This is a genomic window from Parabacteroides sp. AF48-14 (genome assembly GCF_003477465.1).
Lineage (GTDB): Bacteria > Bacteroidota > Bacteroidia > Bacteroidales > Tannerellaceae > Parabacteroides > Parabacteroides acidifaciens.
On sequence record NZ_QUDI01000006.1, the window covers coordinates 1 to 19510 of the forward strand.

Consider the following 19510-nt stretch of genomic DNA (forward strand, 5'->3'; position numbering starts at 1 on the left):
CTCTTTTCAATTACGACCGTCCAAATCGCCATTACGACCGTGCTAATCTTCGCGAGGTGCCGAGTGCACTATCTATTAGCAGCGTAATGGCAAAGAGGACGGTCGTAATGGCGGAAAACGCTCGAAAAAGAGGAAATAGTCCTTTTTTGAGGCCAAAAAAGCGGATTAATATTTATTGAGTTTCGGATGTCTTTTGAACTTGAAAAAAACGTTTTATACAATAAGTCCCCCCCCCAGATAGTTGAAAGTTAAGAGTTGAAAGTTGAAAGTTGGAAGGGAACGCAAAATGACCTGCTGTGATGGATCTGGATTTTTCAATTTGCACTCATGTTTATACAACCAAAAAAGGCCGGAACCCTGTTCCAGCTTTTTGGTTGTGTTTAGCCTTTTCTTTTAAATAGCGGGAGAGTAAGGTGCTCTTTTGTGTTGGTTGGGAAAATAAAAAAAAGCAATCATGCAAATCATGATTGCTCTCTATTAAATGGTGGGCGTTGACGGATTCGAACCGCCGACCCTCTGCTTGTAAGGCAGATGCTCTGAACCAGCTGAGCTAAACGCCCTTTCATTCTTCATTAAGTAAAGTTGTACGCTCTATCTCTCTAAAGCGCTGCAAAGATACGGCTTTTTTTATTACCTCCAAATATTTTAGAGAAAAAGTAGAAAAAAACTGCTTCTCTACCTATATGTATTAAGATTTATAGTAACTTTGCAGCTCCATATTAATAATGTATATGATATTTTCGACACTGACAGCAATTTCGCCTGTAGACGGGCGATACAGAAATAAAGCCGAGAACCTGGCGGCTTACTTTTCAGAATATGCACTCATCAAGTATAGAGTGCAGGTGGAGATAGAGTATTTTATTACTCTGTCCGAGTTTCTCCCGCAGCTTCAAGCTTTGGCTACTGCGGAGAACAAAGAGGCTTTGCGGAAAATTTACCGCGAGTTTTCAGTTGAGGACGCAACCCGTATTAAGGAGATCGAGAGCGTAACAAACCATGATGTAAAGGCAGTTGAATATTTTATTAAGGAAAAGTTTGATCAGTTGTCTTTGCAGGAGTATAAGGAATTTATCCATTTCGGATTGACCTCACAGGATATTAACAATACTTCTGTCCCCTTGTCTATCAAAGATGCGTTGAACGAGGTGTACTACCCCGGCTTGCAGGAAGTGATCGACATGTTGAAGAAATATGCCGAAGACTGGGCGGAGGTTTCCATGTTGGCCAAGACACACGGGCAACCGGCTTCTCCGACTCGGTTGGGGAAGGAAGTAATGGTGTTCGTCTACCGTTTGGAACAGCAGGTGAAGCTGTTGAAAGCGACCCCTGTTTCTGCCAAGTTCGGCGGGGCAACCGGTAACTTCAATGCGCATCATGTGGCTTACCCGGAATATGACTGGAAGGCATTTGGAAATAAGTTTGTGAATGAAGTGTTAGGGCTGAGCCGTGAGGAATGGACCACGCAGATTTCCAACTACGACAACCTGGCTGCTATTTTCGACGGGATGAAACGGATCGATACGATCTTGATCGACCTGTGTCGCGATTTCTGGCAGTATGTTTCGATGGAATATTTCAAACAGAAGATCAAAGCCGGCGAGGTGGGATCTTCCGCCATGCCGCATAAGGTAAACCCGATCGACTTCGAAAACGCAGAAGGTAACTTGGGGATGGCAAATGCTATCTTGACACATCTGGCGATGAAGTTGCCGATTTCGCGTTTGCAGCGCGACTTGACAGACTCTACGGTGCTTCGTAATGTCGGTGTACCCATGGCCCATATTGAAATAGCATTCAAAAGCTTAACAAAAGGACTGGGTAAGTTGTTATTGAACGAGAAAGCGTTGTACCGGGATTTGGATAACTGCTGGGCTGTGGTGGCCGAAGGCATTCAGACTATTCTTCGTCGTGAAGGATATCCGAAACCTTACGAAGCATTGAAAGCCTTAACCCGTACAAACGAAGGCATTACTGCCGGATCGATCAGTGATTTTATCGATCAGTTGCAGGTTAGCGATGCCGTTAAAGCAGAATTAAAGGCGATAACGCCGCATAATTATACAGGTATTTAGTGAGAAACAATGGGTAGCCGTGAGGTTACCAAGTAGTTAATTATCATTTAATTTACAACAAATGAGCACAGAAGAAAGAGATGAATCTCAACCGCGTCCAAGAAAGGTGATACCAAGTATCAGACGGGAAAACACAGACCAGGATTCTGAAAGAAGACCTTACAATCAAGGTTATAACAGACCTGAAGGAAACAACTATGAACGGAGACCGTATAACCGTCCAACTCGGGATGACCGTGGCGGTTATAACTCTTATGGGGACAACCGCTCTTCTTATGGGGACAGACCGAGTCGCCCGCGTACGTATGATAACCGCGAAGGTGGCGGTTACAATAAACCGTATAACCGCGACAATGGTGGAAACCGTGGCTATGGTAACAATCGTGAAGGAGGTTACAACAGCAGACCTTCTTATGGAAACAATCGTCCGTCTTACGGAAATGATCGTCCTTCTTACGGCAATGACCGCTCTTATGGCGGTGATCGTCCGTCCTATGGCGATCGTCCGTACAATCGTCCGACTCGTCCCAGCAACTATGAAGACAGGGGTAAAGCATACTCTGCTACTCCGGCCGGTGAAGGTGTTTCGGGTGACGGCGTAAAGAAAAGAAGACCGCGTGTAGGGGATACCCGCGTAAGTTCGCCTTACGACAACCGTGATAATCGCGGCGGCAGACCTTCATACGGTAACAATCGTCCTTATGGCAATAATGGCGGTGGCGGACGTGGCGGTTATAATAATAACAGACGTCCGAACAATAATCGCCGTACGGGTGATTATAATCCGAATGCGAAGTACAACTTCCAGAAGCAGTTGAAGTATAAGGAAGTGTTGGCTGATCCGAACGAACCGATCCGTTTGAATAAATTCTTGTCTAACGCAGGTGTTTGTTCACGTCGCGAGGCAGATGAATTTATCCAGGCTGGTGCCGTTAAGGTTAACGACGTGGTGGTAACTGAATTGGGTACGAAGATCACACGCCAGGACAAGGTGTTGTTCAACGAACAGCCGGTTCAGATCGAAAGCAAGGTGTATATCGTGCTGAATAAGCCGAAGAATTGCGTGACGACATCCGATGATCCGCAGGAACGTCTGACTGTTATGGATTTGGTAAAGAACGCTTGCCAGGAACGTATTTATCCGGTAGGCCGTCTGGACCGCAATACGACAGGTGTACTACTGTTGACTAACGATGGCGATCTGGCTTCCAAGCTGACTCATCCGTCATTCAAGAAGAAAAAGATCTATCATGTATGGTTGGATAAGAACGTGTCTATCGAAGATATGGAAAAGATCGCTAACGGATTGGAGCTGGAAGATGGAGAAATCCATGCCGATGCAATCAGTTACGCAAGCGAAGAGGATAAGAGCCAGGTAGGTATCGAAATCCACTCCGGACGTAACCGTATCGTACGCCGTATTTTCGAATCACTCGGCTATCATGTGATTAAACTGGACCGTGTCTATTTTGCCGGCTTGACCAAAAAGAACCTGGGACGTGGAAAGTGGCGTTATCTGAACGAACGTGAGGTGAACGCGCTCCGCATGGGTGTTTTTGAATAAATATAAGAGTTTAGCCGGTTGGAAAAGCCGGCTAACTTGTTTTGATTACCTAAGAATAAAAATATAAACATGGAAGCAATTAAAAGAACAAAGATTGTAGATGTGCTGAAAAGCGATGCTTTCGGTACGACCGTTAATGTGAAAGGCTGGGTGCGTACCCGGCGTGGTAGTAAACAGGTTAGTTTTATAGCCCTGAACGACGGTTCTACAATAAATAATGTTCAGATCGTTGTAGACGTGGATAAGCTGGGCGAAGAATATCTGAAGCGATTACGACAGGTGCCAGTATCAGTGTAAACGGTACGTTGGTGCAGTCGCAGGGGAAAGGCCAGAGTGTTGAGATCCAGGCTACCGAGATCGAAATTTACGGTAGTGCGGACCCGAATACATATCCTTTGCAGAAGAAAGGTCATTCGATGGAATTCCTGCGTGAGATCGCTCACCTCCGTCCGCGTACGAATACGTTCGGGGCAGTATTCCGTATCCGTCATAACATGCTTATGCCATTCATAAATTTTTCCATGACAGAGGTTTCTTCTATTTCCACACACCGCTGATCACAGCTTCCGACTGTGAGGGCGCAGGACAGATGTTCCAGGTAACGACGATGAACCTGTACGATCTGAAGAAGGATGAAAACGGATCTATCATTTATGATAACGACTTCTTCGGCAAGCAGGCGAGTCTGACTGTTTCCGGCCAGTTGGAAGGCGAGTTGGCTGCCACGGCTTTAGGACAGATTTATACGTTCGGCCCGACTTTCCGTGCTGAAAACTCCAATACGCCGCGTCACTTGGCCGAGTTTTGGATGATCGAACCGGAAGTGGCTTTCAACGATATCCTGGACAATATGCAGTTGGCTGAAGAGTTCATCAAGTACTGCGTACAATGGGCTTTGGATAACTGTATGGACGATATCAAGTTCTTGAACGATATGTTCGACAAGGGCCTGATCGAACGTCTGCAAGGTGTGTTGAAAGACGACTTTGTCCGCTTGGCTTATACGGAAGGAATCAAGATTCTGGAAGAAGCGGTTGCCAAGGGCCATCAGTTTGAATTCCCGGTATATTGGGGTGTCGATCTGGCTTCCGAGCATGAACGCTATCTCGTTGAAGAGCATTTCAAACGTCCGGTTATCCTGACTGATTATCCGAAAGAGATCAAGGCTTTCTATATGAAGCAGAATGAAGACGGCAAGACAGTCCGTGCGATGGATGTATTGTTCCCGAAAATCGGTGAGATCATCGGTGGTTCCGAACGTGAAGCTGATTATGACAAGTTGATGAACCGTATCAATGAAATGGGCATTCCGATGAAGGATATGTGGTGGTATCTCGATACACGTCGTTTTGGTACTGTGCCTCATTCCGGTTTCGGTTTAGGTTTCGAACGCCTGCTGTTGTTTGTTACAGGTATGACAAACATCCGCGATGTGATTCCTTTCCCGCGTACACCGAAGAATGCAGATTTCTAATCTGTATCCGCATAATAAATAAAAAACTCCGCGTAGTCCAGAAGTCTGCGCGGAGTTTTTTTATTTATTCATCATCCAGGTCGATTGGAATCTGCCGTTTGAATGCTTCCTTAAAGGAGATGAGCGATTCGGTCCGGGCAAGTCCCAACGGCTGCAGTTTATTATGGATGATGCTTAGTAAGTGCTGGTTGTTTTTGGCATATATCTTAATGAACAGGTCATATTGTCCTGTGGTATAGTGGCATTCTACTACTTCGGGAATCTCCTTTAGAGCTTCCGTTACGGCGGGAAACTGTCCGGGTGATTTGAGGAATAAGCCCATATACGCGCATGTTTCATAGCCGACTTTCGTATTGTCGACAATGAATTCGGAACCTTTGATAACACCCAGATTTGTCAGTTTCTGAATGCGTTGGTGTATAGCAGCCCCCGATACATTACACTCCCTTGCCACTTCAAGGAAAGGCATACGGGCATTGCCTATGATTAATTTTAATATCTTCTCGTCAAGTTCATCCAGTTGATGGTGTGCCATAATTTATCTATATTTGTATATCTGTATTATCTGTTCTTACAATCTTAATACAAATATAATTAATCTCTAATGATTAATCCATATTTTTTAGTATAATATTTTATTTTGTAAGTCTCTTTTGTAATAGTAATCATCAATTTTATGGTCTTATGGATTTAAAATCAACAGTAATATGTAAGCCGGTTAAGGATTTTACCGATCCGGTATTGGATTTGATAGAGAAGACATATACGGAATCTTTTCCGGAAGAGGAACGCCGTGACTTCTCGCTTGTGCGTGGTTTGGTAAAAGACGAACCTCGTTTTGTCGTATATGCCTTGTCGAGAGATGGCCGGTATGCCGGCTTCATCACCGGTTGGCTTTTCGATGGTTACACGTATGCGGAGCATTTTGCCATCGATCCGTCAGCCCGTAACGGCGGGATAGGGGCTGAGGCTATGAAGCAATTCCTTGCCTTTTGCGGAACTCCGGTCGTATTGGAAGTAGAGATGCCTGCTGACGAGATGAGTCGGCGCAGAATCGGCTTTTATGAGCGCTTAGGCTATACGTTAGATCATCATGTCTATCATCAACCGCCTTACAGGGATGGCGGGGAATGGCTGGAAATGCGGCTTATGACGTATGGAAATATTGATCTGGAACATTCTTTCGAGCAGGTAAAGAATTGTCTGCATAAGTATGTTTATGGCGTTAAAGGTTTATGATCCGGATGGAAAAGCAATAAAAAAAGGCGGGGTTTTCACCTCGCCTTTTTTGTAAGTATATCCTCGGATCAGTCTGCTGCCTGACGGGCAGAATAACTAATCTTCAATGCGTATGCTTCACGAAGCGCTTGTTTAACGTCTGTGATCAGACCCATCTTGGTTTCTTGATCGGCCTTGATAGATACAGTCATAAACGGCTGGTCATCTTCTTTCATACTGGATTTTTCCTGTGCGATGTAATCCTGAATTTCTGCTACTTCAGCGAACTTGTCGTTCAACTGCAGACGAGCTTCAGAACCCATCTTAGCCTGATATTCCGCTGTCGGCTTTCCTACATAGATGAACGTAACCAACGATTTCTTTTCCAGCTTCTGAAGTTCAGTAGCCTGTGGAGCTCGGAATTGTACCATCAATGTTACTTCACGCATAGATGTTACCATCATGATGAAGAACAAGAAAGCGAACACCAAGTCAGGTAATGATGACGTATTCAATTCGGGCATTTCACGTCCGCCCGCTTTACTAAACTTTCCCATTACTTTTTATCTCCATAATTTTTGGGTTCTGCTTCAGATATCTTTTGCGGATAAATCTGCTGCACAGCCTTTTGTTGTTCTTCTTCCAGATCTGCAAATGCTTTTCCGAATTTCTTTCTGGAAATATCATCACGCAGTTCATTGTATGCTTTAGCCAGTTCATTCTGAACACTAATATATGCCTGATATTCAGTACCACGGTCATTCTGCAAAGAAATAACGTGTTTTTTAGCGGTCATCACTTTTCCGAAGAAAGGAACATCCTCTTCTGTTTTTTCGGGCTTATTAGCATCGTTAAACGGATTATCAATGAAATCCTTAACCTTGTCTTTCAATTGCTTGATGTCGACGAATTGATCGCCGCAGAGAATCTGGTTGTTACTGTTGATCAGTACGACCAGCAAGTTTCTCTTGTTTACATCAACATCATTCTTCTTTTGATCTTTAGGTACAGGAGGCGGCAAACGTCTTGCCAAACCTTTATCTGTATCCATGGATGTAGTAATAAGGAAGAAGATCAGCAACATGAAAGCAATATCGGCTGAAGAAGAACCATTGATACCCGGTGTCTTTCTTTTCTTACCCATTTCTTTCTTGTTTAATCAAATTTCGTTATTACTATTATTTAATCATTCTTTTAACAGAGCCCCAAATTACACAGGCAATGATCAAAACCAACAGGACAACTGTAGACATAATCCACATATCTGTGATTTTCAACCAACCGGCTGTGTTGAATTCTTGTGAGTCTGCATTCAATCCATTCAACGGAGTAGCATCACCTATGGAATAAGTAATGAACATCATTGCTGCGAATGCAACTACTACAACTAATGAGGTAACTGCTGATTTAGGATTTACTTTCAGTAAGGTGATAAACTGCCAGATAGCAAATAACACCATACTAATGATCGTGATAAAGAATAATGCAGAAGTCCAGTTTAACAACAGACCTGTATGTACATATTCTATCATTTCTTCGCCCGGGTTGACTACGCCTCCCCCGAAGAACATACCCAGTACGACAAGGCTGATCAATGACACGATCAGCAGTGTCCAGCTGGACATTTTTCTTATTTTAGTAACTGCCATAGTTGTCTATTATTTTTTGAATTTAAGGTTGTATTTGATAACTAAGTCCAGCAAAGTGATAGAAGCATCTTCCATCTGGTTCAGGATAGCTTCCAATTTGCTCAACAAATAGTTATAGAATACCTGAAGGATCAAAGCTACGATCAAACCACCTACTGTTGTGATCAAAGCCACTTTCATACCACCGGCAACAACCGTCGGGCTGATATCACCAACCTGTTCGATTTTATCGAACGCCATGATCATACCGACTACAGTACCCAAGAATCCTAATGACGGAGCCATAGCGATAAACAATGTGATCCAAGACATGTTCTTTTCCAAAAGACCGCCCTGAACACCACCGTAAGAAACGATAGATTTTTCAACAACGTCAATACCCTGATCAATTCTCATCAAACCTTGGTATGCGATAGAAGCGATAGGACCTCTTGTATCACGAGCAATAGCTTTAGCTCCTTCTACATCTCCTTTATCCAATGCATCTTCAATACCTTTCAGCAATTTGCTTGAATTAGTTTCAGCCAAGTTCAGGTAGATGATTCTTTCCAAGCAGAAAGCCAAACCGAAAATCAATGCAATGGCAACCAAACTCATAAAGTTGGCACCACCTTCGATAAACTTAGTCTTTAAAGCTTGGTACATACCACCTTCAATAGCGGCTTCGGTTGCTTCTTGCGCGAATGCTACGGAAGTGATTCCAAGAGCACATAAACTCATGAATGTTTTTGCAAAATACTTTTTCATTGTGTGTTTAATTTTTAAGATTAATAATTCTCTTATTTGTTTTTATTTTTTTGTTATTAATAATCATCATGGTTCCTTAAAGCGGAGAGAGCGGGATTCGAACCCGCGAAACCCTTTAGAGGTTTACACGCTTTCCAGGCGTGCCTCTTCAACCACTCGAGCATCTCTCCAAAAGCGAGCTACCGCTTTTTTCTAAAACGGGTGCAAAATACGAAAAAAATCGCATATCCAAACGTTTCAGTGCACAAATCTATAGTTTTTGCCTGATATATTCACAATATCTGGCGGATAAATTTAGAATACGGACGAAAATATCTCACTATCTCGGTTTATTCTCGATTTTAAACAAATTCAACGCGTTTTTTCTTGTCGTTTCAACCGTCTCTTCGAGTGTTAGTCCATAGGTTTGAGCGACTCTTTCAGCTGTTTTCCAAATATAGACCGGCTCGTTCCTTTTTCCCCGGTAAGGGACAGGCGCGAGATAGGGAGCGTCTGTTTCCAAAACTATTTTATGGATGTCTGTTTGCCGGATAATTTCCGATAATCGTGAGTTTTTGAAAGTTATTACGCCATTGATTCCGATTTTGAAGTTTGTTAATTTTTTTATCTCTTCAAGCTCGTCCTCGTTTCCTGTAAAACTATGGAATACTCCGGTCATTTTTTCACACCCTACCTTATATAAGGAGTCGAAAACTTCCGGGAACGCATCACGGGTGTGAATGGCGACCGGCAGCCCGAGGTCGATACTCCATCGGAGTTGTTCCTCGAATACTTCTTTCTGCTGCTTCAGATAGGTTTTATCCCAATACAGGTCGATGCCGATTTCGCCTATTCCGCAGTACGGGCGTTTATTTAGCCAGGACTCCGTTGTCTTCAGGTTTTCGGCATAGTGCTCGTCCACACTTGTCGGATGCAGCCCCATCATCGGATAGGCAAAATCCGGATAGCGGTCGCTGAGGTCGTGCATTCGTCCGATCGTAGTCGTGTCTACATTGGGAAGGAGCAAGGCGTCGATGCCGGACTCTTTTGCGATGGCGACCAGTTCATCCTGTTGCGGGTCGAACTCTTCCAGATATAGATGATTATGTGTGTCGATCAGCTTCATATCAAGACTGGCGGTTCATTAAACGGGCACTGACTTCTTTTAATATGTTCAATCTTTCGGGAGCAACACTTAGCGATGCCAGGCATTTCATTGCCTGTTCGTAATAAATGTGTATTTTGTCTTCGGATAACTCCTTCAGATGTAATTGGCTGTAAATATCTGTTACAGCCGCGATCTTCTCTGCCGGATCGAATGTCTTTTTACTGATCCAGTTTTCCAGCTCTGCTTTTTGTGCGTCCGAAGCACGGCGAAGCGCGTTGATCAGCATAAATGTCTTTTTGTTACACAAGATGTCCCCGCCGATGTTTTTGCCGAAAGTGGCTGTGTCTCCATATACGTCCAGCAGGTCGTCTTGCAGTTGGAATGCCAGCCCGATGTTGATACCGTATTGATACAATGCTTCTGCATCAGCTTTCGAAGCATTTCCTGCAATCGCTCCCATTTTCAAGGCGCAGGCGATCAGTACAGCCGTCTTCAGCCGGATCATTTCAATGTATTCTTCTTCCGTCACGTCTGTTCTCGATTCGAACTCCATGTCGTACTGTTGTCCGCCGCAGATTTCAAGTGCGGTAACGGTAAACAGGTTCAGTATTTCTTTTAATGATTCGGATTTCGTTTCACCGATCAGTTGGTAGGCCGCGATCAGCATGGCATCACCGGAGAGGATAGCCGTGTTTGCATTCCATACTTTGTGTACGGTCGGTTTGTTTCTTCGCATGTCGGCTTCGTCCATCAGGTCGTCATGCAGAAGCGTGAAGTTGTGGAATACTTCGAGTCCGAGTGCGGGTTTGACCGCATCCTCTACATCTTCTTTATACAGGTTACAAGCCATCAATACCAATGCCGGACGGATTCTTTTCCCTCCCAATGAAAGGATGTATTCGATCGGGTCGTATAAGCTTTTGGGAGGATGGGGGAATTGAAGCTGGGCGATTTCCTGCTCTATCTTTTGTAAGATATCATTAAAAGCGTACATAAATCATTTGTTTAAATAAAAAAGGCTGCTTTCAATCGCAGCCTTTTATACTATTTACATGTTATTATTGCAGCCTGAATGTAACAGGCACTGTATATTTAACACGTACGGGTTTACCTCTCTGCTTACCAGGTGACCACTTCGGCATGCTGTTGATCACACGGAGAGCTTCTTTGTCCAACGATGGGTCAACACCACGAATAACTTCAGCGTCTACGATGGAACCGTCTTTGTTAACCACGAACGAGCAGGATACACGACCCTGGATTCCGTTTTCCTGTGCAATAACCGGATATTTGATTGATTTTGACAGGTACTGTAACAAAGCCATCTGGCCGCCCGGGAATTCAGGCATTGTTTCTACGACCGTAAAGATCTGCTGTGAAGATTCTTCTTCTTCCTCTACTACTGCAGGAGGCGTATAGGCTTCAACCTGTGCTGAAGAAGCGTCGTCTTCAGAAGAAATGATGTCTACATCATCCAACTTAACGTCATCTTCTACAACGTTCAATTCCTCTGCAATAGCAGGTGCTGGGGGTGGCGGAGGAGGGGGAGGAGTATCCTCCGGTCTCGTGATTTCCACTTCTTCTTCCGCGATGATATCAGCAACGCCCCCACTCTGGACGATTGTGACCTCGCGGTCGCTCCATTCGAAGCCGACGAACAGTACTGCAAGTCCGACGATCATGCCCATCAGGACACCTAACGTCTTACCTTTTTCCAGGTCCGCTTTTGGTGATTTCTTAACTTCCATATCTCTTAATGTTTAAAGATGTGTTTTTCTTTTGCGACAAATATACGGATTATTTTCTAAATCCGAACGATTCGTATTAAATACTGATGCATTTTTACTTTTTTTTTGACTGGAAATAAAAATAATAGCTTCCATATACCTTTTTCCGCTTTTTCCCGTTTCTGTAATTGGGATGTTATATGCCCGCATTTATTATCTTTGTACGCATTTTACCAGATAAATATGAGACATTTTCTGTTTATATTCTTCTTTTCCTTTCTGTTACAGGCTGTCGTTGCCCAGACCGGCGATGCCGGATACACGTTCCTGCGTTATCCGTCTTCGGCAAGGGCGAACGCGATGGGCGGCAATACGATGTCGCTGATCGAGCGGGACCCTTCGCTGATCTTTCATAACCCGGCCTTGTTGGGGGCGGAAATGGATAAGATGGTCAACTTGAACTACTTGAATTATATATCGGATATCAATGTCGGCAGCGCCCTTTTCACCCGCGCGTTGAAGGAAAAAGCGGCCTGGGGCGTGGGAGCTTCGTTCTTCAGCCAGGGAAATATCCGGGGCATGTCGGTGGAAGGACTTCCGACGGGTGATTTTACGGCTAAGGATATCAGCGTGAACGGTTTCTTCTCATACGACCTTTCCGAACGCTGGCGCGGCGGGGTCGCACTCAAGTTCCTTTATTCCGGCATAGGAGATTACACTTCGATGGGACTGGCTGTCGATGCCGGGTTGAGCTATTATAATTCGGAAAAGGAGTTCTCTTTCGGCTTTGCCTTCAAGAATATCGGGGCACAACTGAAGGCGTATGAAGACGAAAGGCAGAAGATGCCCTGGGATATCCAGATGGGAATCACAAAGCGGATGGCACACGCTCCGATCCGCCTGTCGCTGACTGCCCAATACCTGACTAAATGGAAACTCGATTATGTGGACGACACCGACAATACATACAAGGAAGACAATTTCTTCAAGTCTTTCATCAAACACATGGTGATCGGCGTCGATTATGTCCCTTCCGAAAACTTCTGGCTCGGCGTCGGATATAACCCCAAGACGGCTTTGGACATGAAGCTACAAGGCGGGAATGCCCTTGCCGGTTTCTCCGGTGGCGCCGGTGTGAAGATCAAGATGTTCGACGTGGGCGTTTCGGTTGCCAAATATCATCCGTCGGCTCTTTCCATGATGCTGAGTATCTCTACTACGATCAGCGATTTCTAAGGACTGTCCTTTTCATGGGCACCTTTTATCCTTTTACTAACGTCTCGTAAGTTGTCCGCCGCCCGGTGAACGATCGTCCGCTTGGCGGTGAACGATCGTCCGGCGGCAAGCGAACGATCGTTCGCCACCAAGCGGACAACTAATGGAATGGCAGGAAAATGTTAACGGACGAGGATGAATCGGATAATTTATGCAGAAGGGAGCCGCAAACTGTTGTATATTTGTATCCTCTTACATTAATATAATATCGAACGATGAAAAAGATAATTATAGCGATAGACGGTGTCTCTTCTACCGGGAAGAGCACGATGGCGAAAGACCTGGCGAAGGAGCTGGGTTATACCTATATCGACACCGGGGCGATGTATCGCGCCGTGACGTTGTACAGCCTGCAACATGGATTCTTTACGGACGGCGGGATCGACGAGCCGAAGTTGCAGGCCGCGATGAACGACATCGATATTTCCTTCCGCCTGAATCCGGAAACCGGACGGCCCGACACGTATCTGAACGGCGTAAAGGTGGAAAAGGAAATCCGGGGAATGGAAGTCGCCAACCGGGTAAGCCCGATCGCTGCATTAGGTTTTGTGCGCCGTGCGATGGTTGCCAAGCAACAGGAGATGGGCCGTGCGAAAGGAATCGTGATGGACGGACGGGATATCGGAACGGTTGTCTTTCCGGATGCGGAACTGAAGATATATGTGACAGCCAGCCCCGAAGTGCGTGCCCAGCGCCGTTTGGACGAACTGAAGGCTAAAGGCGAAGCGGCTTCCTTCGAGGAGGTGCTTGAAAACGTAAAGACACGTGACCATATCGATATGACCCGTGCGGAAAGTCCGCTCCGTAAAGCTGACGACGCGCTGGAGTTGGATAACTCGCAGATGACGATTGCCGAGCAGAAAGCCTGGCTGTTGGAACAGTATAAAAAGGTCGTAACGGCGGATTGATTATGATAGAAGTCGAGATAGATAACGGTTCCGGCTTTTGTTTCGGTGTGGTAACGGCTATCGAAAGTGCCGAACGCGAACTGAAGAATACGAATACGTTGTATTGCCTCGGGGACATCGTGCACAACAGCCTCGAAGTGGAACGGCTCGAGGCTTCGGGCTTGCGGACGATCGGACACGGCGAGTTCAGCCGCCTCGAAGGGGAAAAGGTGCTGCTCCGTGCGCACGGCGAACCGCCTTCGACGTATGAGATCGCCCGGCGGAACAACATCACGATTGTGGATGCGACCTGTCCCGTTGTGCTCCGCCTGCAACGCAAGATTCATAAATGCTACGAAGCGACACGCGACAGCCATACGCAGGTTGTGATCTACGGAAAGAAAGGACATGCCGAGGTGAACGGCCTGGTCGGACAGACGGAAGGCACGGCTATCGTCATCGAGAAGGTGCAGGACCTGGACCGGCTGGATTTTAACCGGAATATCTGCCTCTTCTCCCAGACGACTAAGTCGCTCGACGGTTTCCGCGAGGTGGTGACGGCCATCCAGCAACGCATGGCGGACGGCGTGCAGTTCGAATATTTCGATACGATCTGTCGGCAGGTGGCGAACCGGTTGCCGAACATCAAAGTCTTTGCGTCCCGGCATGACTGGGTTTATTTCGTTGCCGGAAAGAAAAGCTCCAACGGGAAGATGTTGTTGGAGGAATGTCGGAAGGCTAATCCGAATACGGTCTTTATCTCGGAGGCAAAAGAGATTACCGAGCCGTTGCCGGAAGGCGTGCGAAGCGTCGGTGTGTGCGGGGCCACATCTACACCGAAGTGGTTGATGGAGGAAGTGGCGGTCCGCATCCGGGAACTGAATTCCGGACGTTGACTTTTCGGATTAAGATTGCATGAAGTTTTGGAAAAAAGACAGCATTTTGGCAAATAATTATTACTTTTGCCGCGAACAATTAAAATATAAGACGCTATGTCTGCAGTTAAGTGTATTGGCATTTTAACGTCCGGAGGTGATGCTCCCGGAATGAACGCTGCTATTCGGGCAGTGACACGTTCCGCTATTTATAACGGAATGTCCGTCAAAGGTATCTATCGTGGATACAAGGGTTTGATAACCGACGAAATTGTAGATTTCAAGACTCAGAACGTAAGTAATATTATCCAGCGCGGCGGTACGATCCTGAAGACTGCCCGTTGCGAGGAATTCAAGACTCCGGAAGGCCGTAAGCTGGCTTATGACAGATTGATGGAGCACGGAATCGATGCCCTGGTTTCGATTGGTGGCGACGGCTCTTTGACCGGTGCCCGTATCTTTGCGCAGGAATTTAACTACCCGATCGTCGGCTTGCCCGGAACGATCGACAATGACTTGTTTGGAACTGACGTGACGATCGGTTACGACACGGCTCTGAATACGATTATGGAGTGTGTGGACAAGATTCGTGACACGGCGACTTCTCACGACCGTCTGTTCTTTATCGAAGTGATGGGACGCGATGCCGGTTTCCTTGCCTTGAACGGAGCGATCGCTTCGGGTGCGGAAGCTGCCATTATTCCGGAAATATCGATGGAGAAAGACCAGTTGGCAGAAATGATTGAAACGGGTTTCCGCAAATCGAAGAACAGTAGTATCGTGCTGGTAGCGGAAAGCGAAGTGACCGGCGGTGCTATGGGCGTGGCCGAACGTGTGAAGAAGGAATATCCGCAGTTCGATGTTCGTGTTTCTATCTTAGGACACTTGCAGCGCGGTGGTTCACCGACGGCTCAGGATCGTATCTTGGCTACCCGCATGGGTGTTGCTGCTATCGACGCTCTGCTGGATGACCAGCGCAATGTGATGATGGGCATCCAGAACGATGAGATCGTTTACGTTCCCTTCTCTAAAGCGATCAAGAACGACAAACCGATAAACCGCGATTTGTTGGACACATTACGTGTTTCCTCTATCTAATAGGGGGGTGTGTCAAAAGTAAGTTCTAACGCTTTAGCGTGTCATTGCGGGCTTGACCCGCAACCTCATACTAAACTTATTTACAGTAATTAGGATGAGATGGCGGGTCAAGCCCGCCAGGACACAGACGCTATAAATAGGACTTTTGACACACCCCTTTTGACTCCTTTTAGTTTATATTGAAAGCATAAACATTCCCTCCGAAGTCGGCGGCGAAGATCATCCTGCCGTCAGTTGTTAGCGTGGAGAATAAAGGTGCTCCCGTTTTATGTTTCCAAATTGTCCGTCCGCTCTCTTTATCCACTCCGTAGATGATTCCGTCGGAAGCTCCGAAGTAGACGGTCTTGCCGATCAGGACAGGGCTTGTCTCGATTGTTGCTGCCGGATGGCGCGAATAGGGTGCGGTGTAAACTAAGGCAGGCGATGTCCGGGCCGTCCATTTGACCTCGAACGTCTGGCGGTCGAGCGCAACCATGCCATCTGTCTGTGTGCCGACAATAATCAGGTCGTCAGTGACTAACGGAGTCGAGTTTACCTGCATGTTGAACGGCAGCTCTTTGCGGACGACGACTCTGCCCGAACGGCTGTCGATGATAAAGAGAGACTTGCGGGCGGCGACGTAGAGCAAGCCGTCGACCAGCGCAGGTGTGGCGCCCCGGTCAGTGATTCCGTCCTTATCGAGTTTCCAGAGCAGTTCACCCGTTTTCGCATCGTTGCCGTAGAAGCCCCGCCAGTTGGCACCCGAAACGATTACTCCGTCAGCTAACAATGGCCTTGAAGTGGTCGCCTCGCCTTGTGCCCAGCCTTTGTTCAGCCAGAGCGGTTCGCCCGTCTTTCCGTTGTATGCTCCGAATCCTTTTCCGCTGCCTGCGTAGACGATACCGTTGGCGGCTGTCAGTCCGTCGACAAGCACGGGAAGTCCGGCTACATTCATTTTCCTGTCCCATTTCAACTTGCCGGTTTGTGCGTCGATTGCATATAAATAGCCTTCCGCATCTTGCGCGAAGACCGTTCCGCCGTCTACGGCAATCGCATTCTTGATGGAGTTGCGCACCGGGCATTTCCATAGCAGTTCGCCGGAGTTTGCATCCAGGGCGGAGACTGCGCCTTCCCCTTTTAAGTCTTCGTCGAGGGAAGCGACATATACTTTTCCGCCGGCAATGACCGGAGAGGCAAAGTATAAGTTTGCATTGACATTGCGTATCCAGGCAAGCTGCGGCGTATTAATTGTCTCCGCCGGTCTGTACAGGAAGGAAGAGCGGCTGACGGCTGTTTCTCCGTTGTTGAACACAGCCTTGGCGGTGATGAAAACACGCTTGCCTTTGCAGTCTGCCGGCAGTTTGGCCGTGCCCGACCAGTTCCAGTCCGTGTTTTGGGAAAGCTGTGTTTCCGGGACGACTGTTTTCCCGTCTGCCGTGCAATTGTAGGTGACACGCGTGGCAGGCGCAACTGCGTTGTAAGCGTTGACCGACACCGGGAGTTTTCCGTCCGCCGTGATTGCACACGCATCATTGGAGATAGACACTATTTCGATAGACTTATCTATATATGTATAGCGAAGCGCTGTCCGGACATCTCCTTTCCGGTCCACGTCTATCACGCGGAAAGCGGAAGTCGAGTGGTCGATGCCGCCTTTGTCGAGTGTCGCCGTCGAAATAGTCAGGACATCTCCTTGCTTGCGGACAAAGTGATTATGCCAGTGTCCGTAGAGCCAGGCTTTCAGATTGTGTTCGTTCAGGTTGATCTGCTCGCTGTCGCTGATGCCGAATACGAATTTATCCCCGGAGGTCAGCAGGTCGTGATTGAATGCAATGACCGGTTTGCCTGCCGGGACTTCTGCCAGGTCATTCTTCAGCCAGCGATAGACGTCTTCTTTCGTATAGCCCGGCTGATGGTCGCCTCCCGCCATCGGCGTGACGATATAGTGGACGCTGCCGAAGTCGAAGGAATAGTAGACCGGCCCGTAGACGCTTTCAAAGACCTCTTCCCCGTACTTCCCTTTTACCAGGTCGTGGTTGCCGAGGCAGTAAAACATCGGACAATCCATGTTCGACGTATTCATCAGGTGGATATGCTTCTTCAATCCGTTCTCGTAGCAGATATCGCCGGTGTGGATGATAAAGGCTATTTCCTGGTTGGCGGCGTAATCGCGGATGTTGTTCGCCCAGCTTTCCTGATCGTCGGTGTTGAATATCTCGGTGTCGGAGATGTGGATAAACTTGTGGCTTCCGTCCGGCCGGATGCGTCCTTTCCAGGGTTGCAGCCCGAAGTCGTAGGTTTGTTCTTCCCCGCTGATCCGCCGGTAATACCGGTTATCCGTCTTGTAGCCTGAAGGGGTCGTGATGAAGATGAAGCGTTCCCGTTCGTGTCCGGGAAGCGTATAAAGACCTTCGGCATTTGTTCTCACAACGTTCAGCCCGTCGGAAACCCGGACGTCTTTCAATACTTTCTCTCCTTTGTCGTAGACTCCGTTCCGGTTGGCATCTACATACACGCGGCCCTGATAGGCGGCGTTTACCGGCGCAAATGCGGCACAACTTAGTAATAGCAGTATAAGTTTCTTCTTTTTCATGATAATTTAGATAAAAGTGAGATGCGTCAAAACTGTCCCGTTCCCGCGCTTGACGCGGGATCGCATTAGAACCGGCAGTATAAACAACTGATTAATAAAGCCTGCCCTTTTGCGGCCCCGCGTCAAGCGCGGGGACAAGGATTCTTTATTTCTTTCCGGACAGATTCTCTAAGAACAAATCCATCATCCGCTTAGCCGCGACGAACGAACTGATTTCGTTGTTCAATACCTGCTGTTCGGTCATGCCTAACATGCCTTCGACAGCCGGGTTGTGATAGAACTTCTCGCGAAGCGTGTCGTTGATGCTTTCATACATCCAATACTTGGCCTGCTCGTTGCGCTTGTAGTTGAAGTAGCCGTTCTTTTGGGTGAACTCCATATATTCGCCGACCATATCCCAGATTTCCTTGATTCCCAAGTTGTAATATCCGGAGTACGTCAATACTTTCGGGAACCAACCGGATTCCGGCGCCGGGAACAGATGCAGGGCGTTGCGGAACTGCGCGGCGGCAAGGTTCGCCTTTTCGATATTGTCGCCATCCGCCTTGTTGATGATGATGCCGTCTGCCATTTCCATGATACCGCGCTTGATGCCTTGCAGTTCGTCACCGGTACCGGCAAGCTGGATCAGCAGGAAAAAGTCGACCATCGAATGGACGGCCGTCTCGCTCTGTCCGACACCGACCGTTTCGACGAATACCGTGTCGAATCCGGCCGCTTCGCAAAGGACAATCGTTTCGCGTGTCTTGCGTGCCACACCTCCTAACGAACCTGCCGATGGTGAAGGGCGTATAAAGGCATTCTTCTCGCGCGACAACGCCTCCATACGGGTCTTGTCGCCGAGGATGCTGCCTTTCGAACGCTCGCTGCTCGGGTCGATCGCCAGGACTGCCAGTTTGCGTCCTTCGTTAATCAGGTGCATGCCGAATGCATCGATAGACGTACTTTTGCCGGCTCCCGGCACTCCGGTGATACCGATGCGGACGGACTTGCCGGCATGCGGCAGGCATTTCTCAATGATTTCCTGTGCAACCTGCTGGTGTTCGTATTTGGCGCTTTCCACCAGTGTCACAGCCTGGCTGAGGATCGTTATGTCTCCTTTCAGGATTCCTTCCACAAACTCGGAAGGAGTATATTCTTTGCGTTGAACTCTTCTTTTTAGATAAGGATTGACTGTCGGTACGTCAGCTACTCCCTTGTTTACCTTTAATCCTTTGTATAGATCGTCGTTTTCGGGATGTTCCATAATAAATAATTATTTA

At 47.2% G+C, this 19510-nt stretch carries 17 protein-coding genes, 2 tRNA genes and 1 pseudogene; 8 read left to right on the plus strand and 12 right to left on the minus strand.

The window, feature by feature from the left end; genetic code table 11:
* Nucleotides 1-482 precede the first annotated feature (482 nt).
* Nucleotides 483-560, minus strand: a tRNA-Val gene (locus DW083_RS04060).
* Between the two features lie 171 nt (nt 561-731).
* Between DW083_RS04060 and purB the strand changes: the two genes are divergently transcribed.
* From purB to asnS, 3 genes and pseudogenes are all read left to right on the plus strand, one after another.
* On the plus strand, nt 732-2075 hold the full coding sequence (gene purB / locus DW083_RS04065) for an adenylosuccinate lyase (protein ID WP_122331531.1): 1344 nt from the start codon (nt 732-734) through the stop codon (nt 2073-2075).
* 61 nt (nt 2076-2136) lie between these two features.
* Nucleotides 2137-3639: a pseudouridine synthase gene (locus DW083_RS04070; RefSeq protein ID WP_122331532.1), complete on the plus strand. Its 1503-nt coding sequence runs from the start codon at nt 2137-2139 to the stop codon at nt 3637-3639.
* Nucleotides 3640-3708: 69 nt separating this feature from the next.
* Nucleotides 3709-5113: pseudogene (asnS, locus tag DW083_RS04075) on the plus strand (asparagine--tRNA ligase).
* Nucleotides 5114-5177: 64 nt separating this feature from the next.
* Here asnS and DW083_RS04080 read toward each other — a convergent pair.
* Complete coding sequence (locus tag DW083_RS04080; protein ID WP_115499388.1) at nt 5178-5648, minus strand: Lrp/AsnC family transcriptional regulator; 471 nt, start codon at nt 5646-5648, stop codon at nt 5178-5180.
* A 149-nt stretch (nt 5649-5797) separates the two neighbouring features.
* Between DW083_RS04080 and DW083_RS04085 the strand changes: the two genes are divergently transcribed.
* A complete protein-coding gene (locus DW083_RS04085; RefSeq protein WP_115499387.1) occupies nt 5798-6352 on the plus strand; it encodes a GNAT family N-acetyltransferase in 555 nt (184 codons plus the stop codon).
* Between the two features lie 68 nt (nt 6353-6420).
* On the opposite strand, the gene DW083_RS04090 is transcribed toward DW083_RS04085, so the two are convergent.
* From DW083_RS04090 to DW083_RS04125, 8 genes are all read right to left on the minus strand, one after another.
* Nucleotides 6421-6888: a biopolymer transporter ExbD gene (locus DW083_RS04090; protein WP_115499386.1), complete on the minus strand. Its 468-nt coding sequence runs from the start codon at nt 6886-6888 to the stop codon at nt 6421-6423.
* Entirely contained in the window at nt 6888-7475 is a 588-nt protein-coding gene (locus DW083_RS04095) for a biopolymer transporter ExbD (protein ID WP_115499385.1), read from the minus strand. The genes DW083_RS04090 and DW083_RS04095 overlap by 1 nt, the downstream gene beginning before the upstream one ends.
* A gap of 34 nt (nt 7476-7509) precedes the next feature.
* Nucleotides 7510-7980, minus strand: coding sequence for a hypothetical protein (locus DW083_RS04100; protein ID WP_122331533.1), 471 nt, complete (start codon nt 7978-7980; stop codon nt 7510-7512).
* Nucleotides 7981-7989: 9 nt separating this feature from the next.
* On the minus strand, nt 7990-8727 hold the full coding sequence (locus DW083_RS04105; protein ID WP_115499383.1) for a MotA/TolQ/ExbB proton channel family protein: 738 nt from the start codon (nt 8725-8727) through the stop codon (nt 7990-7992).
* Nucleotides 8728-8809: 82 nt separating this feature from the next.
* Nucleotides 8810-8897, minus strand: a tRNA-Ser gene (locus DW083_RS04110).
* Nucleotides 8898-9046: 149 nt separating this feature from the next.
* A complete protein-coding gene (locus DW083_RS04115) occupies nt 9047-9832 on the minus strand; it encodes a TatD family hydrolase (RefSeq protein ID WP_122331534.1) in 786 nt (261 codons plus the stop codon).
* Nucleotide 9833: 1 nt separating this feature from the next.
* The gene (locus tag DW083_RS04120; protein WP_122331535.1) at nt 9834-10808 is read right to left on the minus strand and encodes a polyprenyl synthetase family protein; all 975 of its coding nucleotides are present in this window, start codon (nt 10806-10808) and stop codon (nt 9834-9836) included.
* A gap of 64 nt (nt 10809-10872) precedes the next feature.
* On the minus strand, nt 10873-11562 hold the full coding sequence (locus tag DW083_RS04125; protein ID WP_115499380.1) for an energy transducer TonB: 690 nt from the start codon (nt 11560-11562) through the stop codon (nt 10873-10875).
* A gap of 222 nt (nt 11563-11784) precedes the next feature.
* Between DW083_RS04125 and porQ the strand changes: the two genes are divergently transcribed.
* The 4 genes from porQ to pfkA all read left to right on the plus strand — a co-directional run bounded on the left by porQ (nt 11785) and on the right by pfkA (nt 15676).
* Nucleotides 11785-12777 (plus strand): type IX secretion system protein PorQ, encoded by a 993-nt coding sequence (gene porQ / locus DW083_RS04130; protein WP_122331536.1) that lies wholly within the window; start codon nt 11785-11787, stop codon nt 12775-12777.
* A gap of 254 nt (nt 12778-13031) precedes the next feature.
* A complete protein-coding gene (gene cmk / locus DW083_RS04135) occupies nt 13032-13724 on the plus strand; it encodes a (d)CMP kinase (RefSeq protein ID WP_122331537.1) in 693 nt (230 codons plus the stop codon).
* A gap of 2 nt (nt 13725-13726) precedes the next feature.
* Complete coding sequence (locus DW083_RS04140) at nt 13727-14599, plus strand: 4-hydroxy-3-methylbut-2-enyl diphosphate reductase (protein ID WP_122331538.1); 873 nt, start codon at nt 13727-13729, stop codon at nt 14597-14599.
* Between the two features lie 96 nt (nt 14600-14695).
* On the plus strand, nt 14696-15676 hold the full coding sequence (gene pfkA, locus DW083_RS04145) for a 6-phosphofructokinase (RefSeq protein ID WP_115499376.1): 981 nt from the start codon (nt 14696-14698) through the stop codon (nt 15674-15676).
* A gap of 169 nt (nt 15677-15845) precedes the next feature.
* On the opposite strand, the gene DW083_RS04150 is transcribed toward pfkA, so the two are convergent.
* Together DW083_RS04150 and meaB are read right to left on the minus strand one after the other, a co-directional pair.
* The gene (locus tag DW083_RS04150) at nt 15846-18248 is read right to left on the minus strand and encodes a PQQ-binding-like beta-propeller repeat protein (RefSeq protein WP_122331539.1); all 2403 of its coding nucleotides are present in this window, start codon (nt 18246-18248) and stop codon (nt 15846-15848) included.
* A 145-nt stretch (nt 18249-18393) separates the two neighbouring features.
* Nucleotides 18394-19494, minus strand: a complete 1101-nt coding sequence (gene meaB, locus DW083_RS04155; RefSeq protein WP_122331540.1) for a methylmalonyl Co-A mutase-associated GTPase MeaB — start codon at nt 19492-19494, stop codon at nt 18394-18396.
* Nucleotides 19495-19510 lie beyond the last annotated feature (16 nt).

Coding starts and splice junctions, on each gene's coding strand:
- purB (WP_122331531.1), top strand. CDS start 732: ATGATATTTTCGACACTGACAGCAATTTCGCCTGTAGACGGGCGATAC.
- DW083_RS04070 (WP_122331532.1), top strand. CDS start 2,137: ATGAGCACAGAAGAAAGAGATGAATCTCAACCGCGTCCAAGAAAGGTG.
- DW083_RS04080 (WP_115499388.1), bottom strand. CDS start 5,648: ATGGCACACCATCAACTGGATGAACTTGACGAGAAGATATTAAAATTA.
- DW083_RS04085 (WP_115499387.1), top strand. CDS start 5,798: ATGGATTTAAAATCAACAGTAATATGTAAGCCGGTTAAGGATTTTACC.
- DW083_RS04090 (WP_115499386.1), bottom strand. CDS start 6,888: ATGGGAAAGTTTAGTAAAGCGGGCGGACGTGAAATGCCCGAATTGAAT.
- DW083_RS04095 (WP_115499385.1), bottom strand. CDS start 7,475: ATGGGTAAGAAAAGAAAGACACCGGGTATCAATGGTTCTTCTTCAGCC.
- DW083_RS04100 (WP_122331533.1), bottom strand. CDS start 7,980: ATGGCAGTTACTAAAATAAGAAAAATGTCCAGCTGGACACTGCTGATC.
- DW083_RS04105 (WP_115499383.1), bottom strand. CDS start 8,727: ATGAAAAAGTATTTTGCAAAAACATTCATGAGTTTATGTGCTCTTGGA.
- DW083_RS04115 (WP_122331534.1), bottom strand. CDS start 9,832: ATGAAGCTGATCGACACACATAATCATCTATATCTGGAAGAGTTCGAC.
- DW083_RS04120 (WP_122331535.1), bottom strand. CDS start 10,808: ATGTACGCTTTTAATGATATCTTACAAAAGATAGAGCAGGAAATCGCC.
- DW083_RS04125 (WP_115499380.1), bottom strand. CDS start 11,562: ATGGAAGTTAAGAAATCACCAAAAGCGGACCTGGAAAAAGGTAAGACG.
- porQ (WP_122331536.1), top strand. CDS start 11,785: ATGAGACATTTTCTGTTTATATTCTTCTTTTCCTTTCTGTTACAGGCT.
- cmk (WP_122331537.1), top strand. CDS start 13,032: ATGAAAAAGATAATTATAGCGATAGACGGTGTCTCTTCTACCGGGAAG.
- DW083_RS04140 (WP_122331538.1), top strand. CDS start 13,727: ATGATAGAAGTCGAGATAGATAACGGTTCCGGCTTTTGTTTCGGTGTG.
- pfkA (WP_115499376.1), top strand. CDS start 14,696: ATGTCTGCAGTTAAGTGTATTGGCATTTTAACGTCCGGAGGTGATGCT.
- DW083_RS04150 (WP_122331539.1), bottom strand. CDS start 18,248: ATGAAAAAGAAGAAACTTATACTGCTATTACTAAGTTGTGCCGCATTT.
- meaB (WP_122331540.1), bottom strand. CDS start 19,494: ATGGAACATCCCGAAAACGACGATCTATACAAAGGATTAAAGGTAAAC.